Source organism: Leptolyngbya sp. FACHB-711, assembly GCF_014695615.1.
GTDB lineage: Bacteria > Cyanobacteriota > Cyanobacteriia > Elainellales > Elainellaceae > Leptolyngbya_A.
Genome location: NZ_JACJOR010000412.1, coordinates 1 through 13,888, shown reverse-complemented (window position 1 = coordinate 13,888; position 13,888 = coordinate 1). Strand labels below are relative to the sequence as shown.

The window sequence follows — 13,888 nt, the reverse complement described above, 5'->3', positions numbered from 1 at the left end:
TTCGGGAATCAATCCTTTAACCAATCTAAAAACTTAAAACTAATCGGCAAGCTTCTAATATTGATTGGCAAATTTATTAGCACAGAGTCCTAATCTGGGTTAGGTAATGAATAAATAATATTCTGGTTATTCTGCTTTCATTGGCAGCAGACGGATTGAGGATAACCATTTCAAAACGATCGCGCTTATCCTAAACCCTCATTTGAACCCCGCTTCAGTCGATCGCCTCAACTTCTCAAGTCAGGTCTACCCCACCTGCCGCGAAGATTTGCGCGATCGATTGCTCATTGCCTTCCCGATCGTCACATTCATTTGTGCCCCCAGCAGCACAATGAGCGAACTCCAGTTCAGCCAGAGCAGCAGCACAATCCCCGCGCTCAGGGTTCCGTAGGTGAAGTTGAAATTGGCAAAGTGGCGAACGTAGAGATTAAACGTCTGCGACATTAATGCCCAGAGGAAAGCAGCAATCATCGCTCCGGGTAATAGCGGCGTGCCGGGTAGCCAGCGGCTCGGTCCCTGACGATACAAAATGCTAAAGGCGATCGTCACAATTCCCAACGCTACCAGCCAGCGCATCCAGCTGCCAATCAGTGTGCTAAACGCCTCCACTACCGCCGATGTATTGTATCGCTCCAGTCCCAACCGCAGCAGCCAATCGCTGATCATCACCAGATAGGACGCGCTCATTGTAAAAGCAAGCATAACGACGGTCAGGATGAGGGCGACTACCTTTGCTTGCCAAAACGATCGCTTCACGGCAGGCGGCGTTTGATAAATTTGATCCATTGCGTTCATTGCCGCGCTAACCGCCCCTGATGCAATCCATAGGGCAATAATGATACTGATTGAAATGACGACTCGACCCTGCGGTAGCCGAGTTTGGTTAATAAACCCCTGAACCAGAAAGATGACTTCGGGCGGCGCAACGGGCAGGAGCTGACGCGCCACAAAATCGACCCGATCTTGAGGAATTTTCAGCGAACCGATCGCCGCCAAGATGCCGAGCAGCATGGGAAACAGTGCCAACAGATTGTTGTACGCCATCTCTGCCGACAGTCCAAACAGCCGTCGATCGCCAACTTCTTGAAGCACCTGACGCAGATTGCGAAAATTAATATGCAGAAAGAATCGAACAAAGCGCGAAGAGAGCATGGGTTGTGAAATTACGAGTGGCGGATGGGAGTCTCCAGCAAAATTATCCCCAATTGCAGGCGATCTGTGGGTAGGGATGCCGTACGCTAAACTGACTTAGATTAATCTTTCCTCAAAATCTTCTGATTGAATCCGCTGCTATGTCGAGCGTTATGTCGAGTGCTGAAATTCAAGGGTTGCAAACCGCAGGAAAATTACTGAGCGGAGCTCTAAGCCTGAATTCTGAGACATACCGTAGCGTCAGTCAGTTTATAGACGCACTCGCTTTGCCGCTGTCTTTGTCCAGCGAATTCTGGATTGCCCTGCTCACCGTTCTCCTAGCGGGTCTGTCGTTGTCACTGGGGCAGGCGATCGTTCTGTTTGTGAATCGGGTGCAGCCTGCCCGCTTTGTGTTTAGTTTGCTGCTGAATGCCATTCTGTTTACGTTTGGCTTTTTGTTTCTGGTGGCAAGTACCTGGCTGATTTGCTGGGTCTCCTGGGCAGTGAGCTTCCCGCTCCTGACCCTGATTAAAGTGCTGGGACTCAGCTACGCGCCGCTGCTATTTAGCTTCCTGGGCGCGCTGCCCTATCTAGGGGTTCCAATTCTCACGGTGCTGTCAGTGTGGCGATTGCTGTCTGCGGTGGTAGGCTTCTCGGCAGTGGCAGGCGTGACGGCAGGAACCGGGTTTGGCTATGTTGCGATCGGGTGGATTGTGCTTCAGCTCCTAGAAGGAACGATCGGACAGCCCATTGCCCGATTAGGAAAGCTGCTCGCCGAGCGGGTGGCAGGTGTACCGCTGCGACTGAGGCAGGCAGAGCTAATAGAATTGGTGCGGTCGAGCTTTTCCCAGGCAGCCTCCCCGATAATCCCGGCAGCTCGAACACCACAGGCAAATCAGGAGCAGCCAATTCAGCAGGGCGTTACCAGGCTACGTGGCAATCGAGTAGAACCCGATCGGGTTCGATCGCTGGCAGAGGCGGCTCAAGCATCGGCAATCGTGGCTTCCCAGTCTCTTAAAGGGAATGTGCCAGCACGGGAACCGTTCTCGATCGAAGAACCGATGGCGGTAAATGCGATCGGCTCGAGTGAGCCGCAATCTTCTGCACAAAGTTCATTTCAGCAAATTAAGCTGCTGTCGCTGCTGGCAATGGCGATTTTGTTTGTCGTCATTGCGATCCTGCTGCGTCCGGTCAAAGAAGCCCTGTTTGGCTGGTATAACACGCTGCCCAGTTTGCTGATTTTTCTGGTCGACCTGCTCTGGATTGGCGTAGTGGCGATCGTCTTTGCTGGAATCCTGGCTCCTCTGGAAACGCTGGGCTGGTGGGCTGGCTGGTATGGCGATGATTTAGACACGAGTTCTGGCAATACCGCACTGCGAGAACCGGAAACAGCGGACACGGCTTCAGCCGCCCCAAACGTTTCGCGCTACATCGTTTATCTGGATGGCATCGGGCAATCGGGCGACGAATACACGCCGGACGTGATGGACTTTCTAGATGCCCTGGAATCTGCCCTGCCCAGGGACGTGATGCTAGTGCGGGGGCTGATGATGTACTCGGTATTGAACAAGCCGCTGAACGAAGACCGTCCCCTCGCGTTTCTCTGGCAGTTGGCGGATAAGGTGCGGTTCAGCAATCCGACTGCGCTGCTGGGAATTTTGCTTAACCTCCGCAATGTACTCATCGTCGCGGTTTCCGCCGACAAACGCTATGGACCGATCTACAACCAGGGCATTGCTCAAGTGCTGTTTAACGGCTTACAGGAGCGAGGCTATGTCGTCGGAAGCGGGGTTCCGATTACGCTGATCGGCTATAGCGGCGGCGGGGAAATGTCGATTGCAGCCGCTCCGTATCTGACCAGAGCCACGAGCGCACCGATCGATGTCATTTCCCTTGGCGGCGTAATGAGCGCGAACAATAATATCCTCGTCCTTGAACACCTTTACCATTTGGTGGGGGATAAGGATTTTGTCGAGCGAATTGGTCCTGTCATGTTTCCCGGTCGCTGGAAGCTATTTTTCTTGTCCTACTGGAATCGGGCAAAGCGGCAGGGCAAAATCAGCATGATCTCGATGGGGGCAATGGCGCATCAAATTCCGGGCGGAATGATGGACCCGGAGGCTTTACTTCCCGATGGGCAAACCTGCCTTCAGCAAACGATCGCATCGATTCTCAAAATCCTGCGCGGTGAATTCATTCCGGCGATCGAGCGAGTTCCACATCAGCTCAGCAATTATCAACGATACAAACGCGCCCCCTTTAATTCGCCCGACTATTACCCGATTGAGCAATCCCTCGATCTCGATCGCTATCAGCCGATCGGCAACTGGATGGGACGGCTCATCCTCCCTCAGCATTCCGAACGGCAGCAGGTGCGCGGCGTCTGGTTCGAGGTTTATCACACGCCCCCAGAGTATGAATCGCTCATTGGACAACGGGTAAAACTGCGCTGGTCAACCGATCCCGAAGTCCAGCAGTTCGTCAAACGAGTCACCCGCGACGTTCACTTCAGTCCCAACGCCGAGTTCAGCAGCGAATATGGCGGACTCGTCCACCCCGAACGCCTCAACCACTGGCAGCAAGTCGATCCCCTCGAATCGATCCCAGGCTCGCATCCAGCCGATGATGTTATCGTCCTCCTCAACGACCCCGTCCAAATCGACCCCGTCCAAATTAGCCCTCCCAACCCCGCATCCCCGCATCCCCTCCCCTCTACATCCACCTCCACCCTCTATATCCGCACCCAACCCGTCCAGATTACAGGTCGCTTCTACGCACTCGTCCAATTTATCCAGCCCATTGCCGGAACCGATTGCTTCCAGGTTGTTCACTTTAACCGCGCCTCACGCCAATTTGACGGTGGAACCGAAATTGTCAGAATGCCGCCTGTAATCGCTGATCAAAACGGCTGCTTTCCTTCCACGACTCAAGGCATCGAACAGTCTTACCTGAACGAAACCGGCTGGTATATCTACGGGGCACAGAACAAGACCGGAATGTTTGTCGTGCAGTCGATCGCCCCTCGATCGCTGTTGCGGCTCCAGCCCGATCGCGTTTTATTTGGACGAAATCGCGCCTATCGCTATATCCACCGCGAAGCCTGGGCAGATGTCAAGGCACAGAAAGGCAAAATTAGCTCTGTGCTGCTTGAGGCGTCCGAGGAAGTTAAAGACGGAACAATTCAGGATGCGGTGAATACCTGGAAAGCAGGCGATCGAGCACTCGTGCTGCACAGCTATGGCGGCATCGGTGGCAAAAAGCGAGAGCCAGCGGCAGCAACACCGATCTTCTTCGGGCACTTTGCCTATGGCGTCGCAGAAGTGGTTCGTGATCCCTTAGCTGACGAGCTGCGGTTTGACATTCGCTATCATCAGGTCTACACCCACAACACCGACGGACTGATTGCCGGAACGCTGCACTGGTCAAGATATCTAGGCGATCGTCAGTTTGGCTGGGTGGGGGTGCGTCCGGTCTGCGATATTTTGATCAAGCTGGAGGCATTTACGGGCTATTTTGACTACAACGGCACAAAGCCTTCCCCGCTCGATACTATGCTGCGCCAACTCCAGGTGATGACCGCTCGCTATCGCATCGGCGACGGCACAGGCGGAACCTATGTTGGCCCTGCCAACAACTGCTCCCAAGATTCTAATCAAGCGTTGTTTGCCAGTATTCGCGCCATTCAGCACGTCGTACGGACCAATCCAGACATTATCAAGGCATGGATCGAGACTCACCCCGCACAAGCCGATCGCTACGACCAGCTCATCCGACTCGGCAAAGCACTCCAGCGACAATTGCAGCCCTTAGGCGATGCGCGATCGGACTGGAAACGCGGCGAATACAACCTCGGCTGCACCCTGGAAGATAGCCCCCTCCGTAACCTCTGGATGGGTTTAACGAGCTGGCGTACCCTGCTGCCCCGGCTGGCAAACGATGCAGTCGTCCGGGTTTTCCTGCGCGAAGGAGCCTCGGTCTGGGTACTGCGAACCAATCAAATCGGCGGCAACGATCCTGACATTGAGCCGATCGCCCCCATGACCCTTTAACTTCAAACAGACAATTGAAAGATATTGAGGTTTGCCCAAACTGCTCACAGCCCTTCAACTCTGGAGAAAATTAGCTTCTTCTAAGTTTCAAAGTCCCCCCTCGCTCTTTTAGAGCGGCAAGTTAAAAGTTAAGGAATTTAGGGGGCAATGTAGGAGAACTGCCACTCCTCAAATAACCTCCCAAATCTCACGACCACTATTCCTGATAACGCTTTAACAGCTCCGGCACATAATCAAATCCATCCACCCCAATCACCCCCACGATCGATCGCCGCTCTTGCTCCAGCAGGTTGTGAAACTCGGTTTTCCCAAGCTGTCCGCGAATCACAATCAGCAGTCCGGCAGTTTGTCGCCAGCTTGTCGAGCCAATTTGCTCGAGCAGATACATCCCCAGTGAACCCGTGAGAATCGCTTTGCTAAAGTTTTGCAGGCGATAGTGTGCCTCTGCCAGGTACGCCAGATTAATGCCCTGCAAATAAACATCGCCCGTGAACTGGGCGGCGGAAATTCCCTTTTCCAGGTCTTCCAGGGCTGCCTGCGGCTGGTCTGCCAATACCTGAGCAATGCCTAAACTGCTGTAGCACAACGCCTGGCTCTGCCGATCGCCTAACCGCTCTGTAAGCTGAAGTCCTTGCTGGAGCCGCTCGATCGCCATTTCGTAAACCTCTGGCTCAACGTATTCCTGCTGTCTTGCCTGAAACACTTCGCTAAAGCCCAAATTTGCCAGAGCATTTGCTTCTCCTGATCGATCGCCCGCCTGACGGCTCAGGATTACGGCACGCTGGCTGTAGTTGATTGCCTCGTTGAAGTTTGCCTGCGCGACATAGGTGCGACTGAGATGATTCAGATTGGCAATTTCGCAGATCGTATCGTTTGCAGTTCGCGCAATCTCTAACGCCTGCTGATGAAACTCGATCGCCCGATCGACCTGCCCCATTGCCCTTGCAGAAGATCCTAACAGCGTTAAAATTCGGGCTTTTTCCTGGGTTCCTTCTGCCTGCCGCAGCGGTTCATCCAGATAGCTGAGGGCATCCCGCAGATATTCACCTGTAAAGGACGCAAAAATGCCGCCATAGAGCGGAAAGTAAGACTGCTGAGCAAACGTTCGCAAAATTTGCAGCGTGATTTGAAAAGATGCCTGCATCAGGCGGTGATGTCCGGCAAATGAAGCGCGACTCCAGCCATCCCCAAGCTGTGACCAAATCAGGGAAAATCCGAGGAATGTGGCGATCGAGAGCTTTGCCCCCACCTTTGAGTTATAGACCAGCTTATCAAACCAGTTCACTAGCCCTTGCTGAAGGCAGCGCAAAATCACGACCAGCTCTACAAAATCCGCCAGCGTTGTCGGCTGGGACTCTGCCCATTCGATCGGGGCTTGACTCATTGCCAGCGCATTAAACAAACTCGCCGGATGCGATCGATTCACCTGCTTTGCCCACACCCTCCAGGGTCCGCGCTGCCCCGGAACGCCCTCAAACCCAATCTGTCCCTGGCTCTGGTCATAGATCCAGCTCACCAGATGATTTTCTAACCGCTGCCAAGATTCCAGCCCCTGAATCAAGCCCTGCCCAAGCTGCTGCAAATCCTCGGTGTCAGGTGACTGCCGGAGCCGTTTGCCAAGCTGCTGCCACTGCGAGAGACTTAAGGGCTGCGATCGGTTCGGATCAGTGACGCGAATTAGCTCCCGCAACGCATCTTCAGTTTCTGCGCCACTTGCCATTACGATTTGCTGAACGGCACTTTCCAGGGCAGCATTTACCTGATTCTGCACCTGCCAGCGTTCCCACTCGCTGCGAATCGTCTGGAGTGCCCGCAGAATTCGCCCCGCCTTTGCCTGCTTTAGCTCATTGCCGGAGGCTGCCTGCTGCTCGGTTGCCGTGATTCGATCGCTCAAGCATCGCTCAAACAGTTCGCCTGTGCCTGCCTCGATGCCCTCGGCCAGCATTTGCAGAACTTGCTCTTTCGAGCGAATGTTGCCCTTGAGGGTCATCTGCACGATTTGCTCAATCAGAGCAGTATAGCGATCGCTGAGGGAAACATCGGACATAAGAGATTATCAAATGAAGGATTCATTAGGCGACGAGAGGCATCGCCGTGCCTTCATCATAATAATTTTTCTCCTTGCTCTTTTTCCGCTGAGCTTCCAGCCAAGTTTTCCGTAGAACGAGAGTTAATCCACAGTCCTTCTTGTGGGATGGACATCTTGCTCGTCTAGTTTGGTAGAGAACACCCAGCAAAAATTCGATCTGCAATCCTTAGTTTGCAGTTACCATCAACTTTTTGAGCAGCTTCAGCCCTCGCTTAACCCGGCGAGATACCGTCACTGCACTAATCCCCAGCCGTTCTGCCGTTTCTTTCTGGGTCAGGTCGTATAGAAACACAAATTCCAGGACTTCGCGGGTGCGGTTCTCAAGCTGATGCAGTGCTTGCTGAAGCCGAATCTGGTCTTCCTGCGCGAGCTGAAAACTCTGGTATTGTGCATCAGGAACCAGATCGCCCAGAGAAGTTGAACCTTCCTCTTCGTCGCGCATCGGGGCATCGAGGCTAAGCGGCGCACGATTGCGATAAGCCAGCTTGATTTCCTGCCATTCGGTTAGGGGAATTTGCAGTGCGTCTGCGAGTTCGGCATCGGTTGGTTGGCGGTTCAGCTCGGTTTGCAATTGGCGAGTAATGTTAGCAGCCTGGTGCTGCAATGCCTGCCAGCGACGCGGAATTCGCACGGGTGAGCCTTTATCACGCAGGTAGTGCTGAATTTCACCGCGAATGTAGGGAATGGCGAATGAGCTAAAGGCGTGACCCTTTGACATATCAAACCGCTCAATCGCTCGAATTAAGCCCAGGCTTCCCACCTGAAGCAGATCTTCGTAGCTCTCAGTGCATTGATTAACCCAGTGGTGAGCTTCTTTTCTGACTAAGCCAAAGTTTAACTGAACCAATCGATTGCGGAGTGCAGCAGAGGGCGATTTTTGATATTCCCGCAGCAGTTGCAGACTCTCACTTTTAAGTTCGGTAGCGACAGGAGTTTGCATGACGAGTTTCAGGGTAGATGAGGCAGACAACTGAATCAACTCACAACACCCGCCAAAATGCACGCTCAGGAGCGGCAGCAAGCAGATCTTTGGAGTACAGAGATAGAAGCCGTCTCTTAAATAATCACGTTAGACATCGCACCCTTTTTAACCCGAGTCATCAGCCAATTAAAGCAGGAACACACATTTTAGATGGGGCAATTGTTCAAACCGAGACCGACTTCCATACCTGCATTCCACAAGGTATTCGGTTGGACAAAGTAATCACAACGGCAATTTCACGGAACATCTGGAAGCCTGAATTTGCAGTCTCCCTTCACAAGTCTCTAAGTCAATTTACCAGCAGCACTTGCACAGGCACAATTTTTAAGCGGAAATATTTTGAAGTTCGCGTTACGTAGAAAACCTCATTTTTAAATGAATATTGCGAATTCTACAGATAAACAACCCGGAAAAACTTAAGGAGAAATAGAAGATCTCTGCTTATTTGTGAAAAGGTCTTGAAGATTGGCAGAATTAATTAGTCGAGCATGGTAGTAAAAACATGTGTGTTATGGATTGCGTGCAAATTCTCTAATCAATTCATCGATTGCATCAGTTTGATCGGTTCGCTTTAGAGGTGCTTGACCAGTAGCAAGTGTTCTACATCACCCTTCAATTTCTTGCTATGCAAAATTTTAAGAGCAAGGTGTCTTGAAACAAAAAATCAGGGCATATCGTTAACATACGCCCTGAGCCAGTCTATTTTGAGCAAACTCTTTGCTGAATTAAGCTTGAGCAGGCTCAACTCTGCCGTAGAACAGTCCCCGAATTTTCACGTCAACGGGTTCTTTGCCGCCCATATCTGTATCAGAGGGCTGAACACTCTCAAAGGTTCCTGCGATCTCGCCTGTCGCGCTGTTCACTTTTGCGATTTGCAGCGAGATTTTGCCCTGTCCGGTCTTGAAAGACTTCATATTCTCCCGTAGCAGCTCTTCGCTGTCTCCGCGAGAAGGCAGCGCGACCGCAGTATCATAACCTGCTGTTAAGCCACGCCCTTTAGGGTCAAGGAAGTTTGACGTGCGGTAAGACGGAACGCGAAACTCTCCTTCAAAGTCAGTGGAAGTATTGATGCTGTCTGGTGTTTGTGCTGCTGCAACCAATCCCTTCACCGTAAACAGGAACGGATACATTTCGCCACCCGGCAACTTCACGGTGATTGCCTGGAAGTCGAAGCCATCCTCTTCGGAGAAGACTAGCTTACCGTTGTTGCTCTTCAGTGAGCCTTTCACCTGGTCTAGCGATGAGGTGTACCGGGTCAAGGGCTTTCCGGTGACGAATTGTGCTGCCTGACGCTTGTTGGTTGATTCTTCTTTGACGAAGAAGTTAGTGGGTTCCAAGCACAGGTCGGATATAACATAGGTTTGATTGGAATCGATCGGAATTGCACCCCGGCTCGTTTCGGAAAGCTGAGGACAGGTGTTTGCTAGACCCGTGCCTCTAATTTGCTCGTAAGTGAGTGCAACGTTCGCATTGGAAGAACTATCGCTGCAAGCCGTGAGCAGCCCTATGCACACAGCCAGGAATGCAGCGATGAAAGCGCGATACCTCATGGTCAACCTCTAGCTTCTAATTGTGAAAACCTTACAGTATTTTGTTAAGGAGTATCTATGACAAGCGGGTCAATCCCGTTCATACTGAATTCTACAAGACCTTGTTACCTTTCTTTTGCAGAATCTCATAAATTCCCTGTCGAGGGACAGAAGATCTGTAAAAGTCGTTTGAATTGGGTGGCGACGCGGACGGTGATGATGGGGTGACACAGCGCAGATGAGAGATGCAAATGAGAAATGAATTGCTAATTGTTGCGGTATCTGCTTCCCGTTCTGATGCGATGGCAATCTAGTTGCTATGGCATTTGCAAGAAAGCTGGGCATAAACAGGTGTGGTAACTGTGGCTGGGGCAGGGGGTTAATCTTACTCATGCAGCTCTAGTTATTTGGGAATGTGAGGAACTCAGGGATTGCGATCGCAAAGTGAGCTTTTTTGATGATGCTTCAATGCTGCCAGAGTGTCTCACGATTTTGGAGTCTGTATGGAAGTCGATCGAGCCGATCGTCTCACTGGGGAAACTGCTTCGCATCGCAAGCTTAGGCTGCAAAGAAAAATCGCATCTCCTGATACAGACAGGGCTGTCGGAAAGCGAAAAGGTGGTCGAAAGGGTTATTGAATCCGTTTGGGTGCTTTGGGCTGAAACTCGAACTTGGTAATCTGTTCAAGCATTCGTTCGGACATCGCAAGGAAAACAGGAGGGCACATGGCAGAATGGCAAAATGGACACTCAGAGCTGGAATTGGAAGCGCGAGTCGAATTAACAGAATCAATTGCTTCGCAGTCTTTCGAAGGAGGAATCGCTGATCAGCTTGACATGCTGGCTGCGGTGGTTCGTGCTGTTGCCCAACAACATCAGGGACAGGGAATTGAGCTGCTCGCCCTGCTGCGACAGCTAGAGGCACTACACCGGGAAATCCGAGATGGCTTATTTCAATCTGCTCTGCCAGAAAACCGTCAAGCCCTTTATGCCCTCCTGCGCGATATCGAAGCCAATGGCGGCTGGCCCTATATCCACCGTATGAAACTCCAGGCTTTTCTGAAAAAACTGCCTGTGGCTGATCAGGAAACGATTAACCGCATTCTCGGAAACTCCCTTTCTGGCGGTAATCCGCACTCCTCATGTTCTCCAGCCGAACCGAAATCGCTAGAATGGTAGGAAAAATCAGAGAGAGCAAGCATGATTCCTACCGTTATCGAACAGTCTGGTCGCGGCGAACGCGCCTTTGACATTTATTCCCGACTGCTGCGCGAACGCATTATCTTTCTGGGACAGCCGATCGACTCTGATCTGGCAAACCTGATCGTGGCGCAAATGCTGTTTCTGGAAGCCGAAGACCCCGAGAAGGATATCTATCTTTACATTAATTCCCCCGGTGGCTCGGTGATGGCAGGACTGGGCATTTATGACACAATGAACCACATCCGCCCTGACGTATCTACCATTTGCGTCGGTCTGGCTGCCAGCATGGGTGCGTTTCTGCTGAGTGCGGGTGCAAAAGGCAAACGGATGAGCTTGCCCCATTCGCGGATTATGATTCACCAGCCGCTGGGTGGCGCACAGGGTCAGGCAACAGATATTGAGATTCAGGCAAAAGAGATCCTTTACCTGAAGCGGCGTTTGAATGAGTGCCTATCTGACCACACCGGACAACCGCTTGAGCGAATCGAGCAAGACACCGAGCGCGACTTTTATATGTCTGCGAAGGAAGCGGCTGACTATGGCTTGATTGATCAGGTGATCGATCGAAAGGCGATCGGGGGTCGTCCGATAGCGGTTGCAAGCCAGGTCTAGCTCACACTGATTCGGCAAATCAGCTAGAAAGGCATCTGCGCCGAGGAAGGCTGCGTTTCCAGGTATTGCAAGAAATCCATCAGCTCATCATCATTTAATTCCTGACGCGATCGTTTGCCGTAAGTTTTCTGCAAATGGTCGCGTCCTTTTTTGGTGTCCCAGCCCAGCCGTTTCATCTCGACTCCGATGCGAGCAATTTCCCCAGAGCGATCGATTTCCACAGGGGGAGCGATCGGAAGAGGCTCTGGTTCGGGGGGAGTGATTGTGGAAGCTGTGCCTTTGCGTCGGGCTGATTTTGCTGCTCCAGCAGAGGCTGCGGCTTCAGACGGATCGGTGTTGGGCAGCGTTAATTTCGTCAGATTTAAGTCAGCCAGGCTGACTGGTGGATCGAGCGGAGTCGTCAGATCGGAATTGACGGCTGCAAAAAGATCGGCTGCGGCAGGTTGGAAAGTTTCCTCGATCGGAGCATCGGGGAGAGCCTCTGGCGGGGGGCTGTCCTGCAACAGGTTGTTCAGGTCAAAATCGAGATCGAGATTTGAGCTGGGAGAAGATCGCAGAGGATCATCCCAATCCGTCAGGGCATCTGAGGAATCGGTGCTGCCTGACGAGTTTGTTTGAGGCGAATTTGTTTGAGGCGATAGGTCTGCGATCGGGGAAGCGGCGGTGCGGAGCAGTTCTGGCTTCGGGGCGATCGGACTGGAAACAGTGCTGGTAAGCGAAGGCAGGGGTGAAATTGCAGGAGAACCAGTTCTTTCAGAAAGATTGGCAGCTCGACCGGGCGAGGGAGCGGCGGTAGGCTCAACCGCAGAGATGGCCGGGGAAGGGATTGAAGCGTTGACCGCAGACGGCAGCAGGGTTTCGATCGCCCGACATTTCGCCCGATCTTCTGCGGCTTCTACCTCGGCAGCGGCAGCTAGCCCCGTCGCTAACGTCACCGAACCGATTTGAATCAGGGCACGTACCACAAATCGATTTGACTCGACCGCTAGCAGTTCGGATATTAGGCTAGCAGCCGGGTAAGTGGTATGAAGTTGGGTAATCAGCGCAGGCAGTGATAAAGACATAGCGGTAATAGCGGTGACGCGGCAAAGTCTGGAAATTGTGAGGAATGCCCAGTGGCAGGCAGCAAGTGCTTTGGAAGTAATTGAGTAGTGCGGGGATTAGAATTGCGATCGATGGAAAGCTAGTATAGCTTACCTTTCAAAATTTGCATTTTGCCACAACTAATCGCGATAGAGGCAATCGCGGTAGAGGCGAAGCGTTCGTCTCCTGAGTAGGAGGAAGCAAGCTAAGCTGGGGAAAGACGATAGTTTAAGATAGGCTTGAAGGGCAATTGTCTTCAATACAGATTTTGCGCTTCGCCGATCGCCTTGTTCTTCTCTTGCTTGTTGCCAATTAATGCTAGACCAACTGCTTGATCAATCCCCCAACTTTGGGAGTGATACGCTTATTCTCCTTCCGGTTTTGATCGCGCTGGAGGCAGTTTTATCTGCCGATAATGCGATCGCCCTGGCAGCTATTGCTCAGGGGTTAAACGGACAGCGGCTTCAGCAACGCGCTCTAAATTTTGGCTTAGTCGCAGCCTTTGGCTTAAGGGTGATTTTGATCCTGACAGCAACCTGGGTGATTCGCTACTGGCAATTTGAGCTGCTGGGCGCAGGCTATTTGCTGTGGTTGGTGTATCAGCATTTCTTCTCGGCAGGAGACGATGAGGCCTCTGGTGAAACGCATTCCGTTCACCGTCCCCGTTTTGAGTCCCTGTGGCAGGCGATCCCCATGATTGCCCTCACTGACCTGGCATTTTCGCTGGACAGCGTCACGACAGCGATCGCCGTTTCCCAGAATCTCTGGCTAGTGTTAACGGGTGGATTAATTGGAATTGTTGCCCTTCGCTTTATGGCGGGGCTGTTTATTCGCTGGTTAAAAGTCTATGAGCATCTGGAGGATGCTGGCTTTGTGACCGTGGCGTTGGTGGGCTTAAGGTTGCTAGTGCGGGTAGTTAATCCGTCTTTTGTGCCGCCTGAATGGCTGATGGTACCGATAATTGCGCTGATCTTTGCCTGGGGTTTCTCAAAGCGAGCCGTAGAAGAGCTGACCCAAAGCAATGCTTTAAAAGAAACGATCGCACCCTCCGAAATGACTGCAAGTGTAGCCGAACCCGTTGACCTGGAAACCGCCAGTTTAGAACCCAGAGCTGCGCAAGAGCTTTCTGCCGATTAGCTGTATTGTCTACGCTTATCTTCTATCTGCCTGCTTGGTATGAAGGATTGGGTGAATTTATTTCAATTGTTTCT

General features: G+C 52.1%; 8 protein-coding genes and 1 pseudogene. 4 read left to right on the top strand and 5 right to left on the bottom strand.

Annotation, left to right across the window (positions count from 1 at the left end; all coding sequences use genetic code 11):
* Window positions 1-246: 246 nt before the first annotated feature.
* Entirely contained in the window at window positions 247-1,152 is a 906-nt protein-coding gene (locus tag H6F80_RS18065) for a YihY/virulence factor BrkB family protein (protein ID WP_190792914.1), read from the bottom strand.
* A gap of 140 nt (window positions 1,153-1,292) precedes the next feature.
* On the opposite strand from H6F80_RS18065, the gene H6F80_RS18060 reads away from it, so the two are divergent.
* On the top strand, window positions 1,293-5,180 hold the full coding sequence (locus H6F80_RS18060) for a CAAX protease (protein ID WP_242067430.1): 3,888 nt from the start codon (window positions 1,293-1,295) through the stop codon (window positions 5,178-5,180).
* Between the two features lie 196 nt (window positions 5,181-5,376).
* Here the strand turns inward: H6F80_RS18060 and H6F80_RS18055 are convergent, their stop codons facing one another.
* The 3 genes from H6F80_RS18055 to H6F80_RS18045 form a co-directional block, all read right to left on the bottom strand.
* Window positions 5,377-7,227, bottom strand: coding sequence for a tetratricopeptide repeat protein (locus tag H6F80_RS18055; RefSeq protein ID WP_190792913.1), 1,851 nt, complete (start codon window positions 7,225-7,227; stop codon window positions 5,377-5,379).
* Between the two features lie 208 nt (window positions 7,228-7,435).
* On the bottom strand, window positions 7,436-8,209 hold the full coding sequence (locus tag H6F80_RS18050; protein WP_190792912.1) for an RNA polymerase sigma factor SigF: 774 nt from the start codon (window positions 8,207-8,209) through the stop codon (window positions 7,436-7,438).
* 767 nt (window positions 8,210-8,976) lie between these two features.
* Window positions 8,977-9,801 (bottom strand): photosystem II manganese-stabilizing polypeptide, encoded by an 825-nt coding sequence (locus tag H6F80_RS18045; protein ID WP_190792911.1) that lies wholly within the window; start codon window positions 9,799-9,801, stop codon window positions 8,977-8,979.
* A 704-nt stretch (window positions 9,802-10,505) separates the two neighbouring features.
* On the opposite strand from H6F80_RS18045, the gene H6F80_RS29970 reads away from it, so the two are divergent.
* Both H6F80_RS29970 and clpP read left to right on the top strand, forming a co-directional pair.
* Entirely contained in the window at window positions 10,506-10,958 is a 453-nt protein-coding gene (locus H6F80_RS29970) for a hypothetical protein (RefSeq protein WP_242067429.1), read from the top strand.
* A gap of 18 nt (window positions 10,959-10,976) precedes the next feature.
* Window positions 10,977-11,594 (top strand): annotated as a pseudogene (gene clpP / locus H6F80_RS18035) (ATP-dependent Clp endopeptidase proteolytic subunit ClpP); the annotation flags it as partial.
* 23 nt (window positions 11,595-11,617) lie between these two features.
* Here the strand turns inward: clpP and H6F80_RS18030 are convergent.
* Window positions 11,618-12,658 carry a slr1353 family protein gene (locus H6F80_RS18030; RefSeq protein ID WP_190792909.1) on the bottom strand — a complete coding sequence of 347 codons (1,041 nt, stop codon included), beginning with the start codon at window positions 12,656-12,658 and terminating at the stop codon, window positions 11,618-11,620.
* Window positions 12,659-12,992: 334 nt separating this feature from the next.
* Here H6F80_RS18030 and H6F80_RS18025 point away from each other — a divergent pair, with 334 nt between their 5' ends.
* The gene (locus tag H6F80_RS18025) at window positions 12,993-13,814 is read left to right on the top strand and encodes a MeeY/MeeF family manganese export membrane protein (protein WP_190792908.1); all 822 of its coding nucleotides are present in this window, start codon (window positions 12,993-12,995) and stop codon (window positions 13,812-13,814) included.
* The last annotated feature ends 74 nt before the right edge of the window (window positions 13,815-13,888 follow it).

Coding starts and splice junctions, on each gene's coding strand:
- H6F80_RS18025 (WP_190792908.1), top strand. CDS start 12,993: ATGCTAGACCAACTGCTTGATCAATCCCCCAACTTTGGGAGTGATACG.
- H6F80_RS18055 (WP_190792913.1), bottom strand. CDS start 7,227: ATGTCCGATGTTTCCCTCAGCGATCGCTATACTGCTCTGATTGAGCAA.
- H6F80_RS18030 (WP_190792909.1), bottom strand. CDS start 12,658: ATGTCTTTATCACTGCCTGCGCTGATTACCCAACTTCATACCACTTAC.
- H6F80_RS29970 (WP_242067429.1), top strand. CDS start 10,506: ATGGCAGAATGGCAAAATGGACACTCAGAGCTGGAATTGGAAGCGCGA.
- H6F80_RS18050 (WP_190792912.1), bottom strand. CDS start 8,209: ATGCAAACTCCTGTCGCTACCGAACTTAAAAGTGAGAGTCTGCAACTG.
- H6F80_RS18060 (WP_242067430.1), top strand. CDS start 1,293: ATGTCGAGCGTTATGTCGAGTGCTGAAATTCAAGGGTTGCAAACCGCA.
- H6F80_RS18065 (WP_190792914.1), bottom strand. CDS start 1,152: ATGCTCTCTTCGCGCTTTGTTCGATTCTTTCTGCATATTAATTTTCGC.
- H6F80_RS18045 (WP_190792911.1), bottom strand. CDS start 9,801: ATGAGGTATCGCGCTTTCATCGCTGCATTCCTGGCTGTGTGCATAGGG.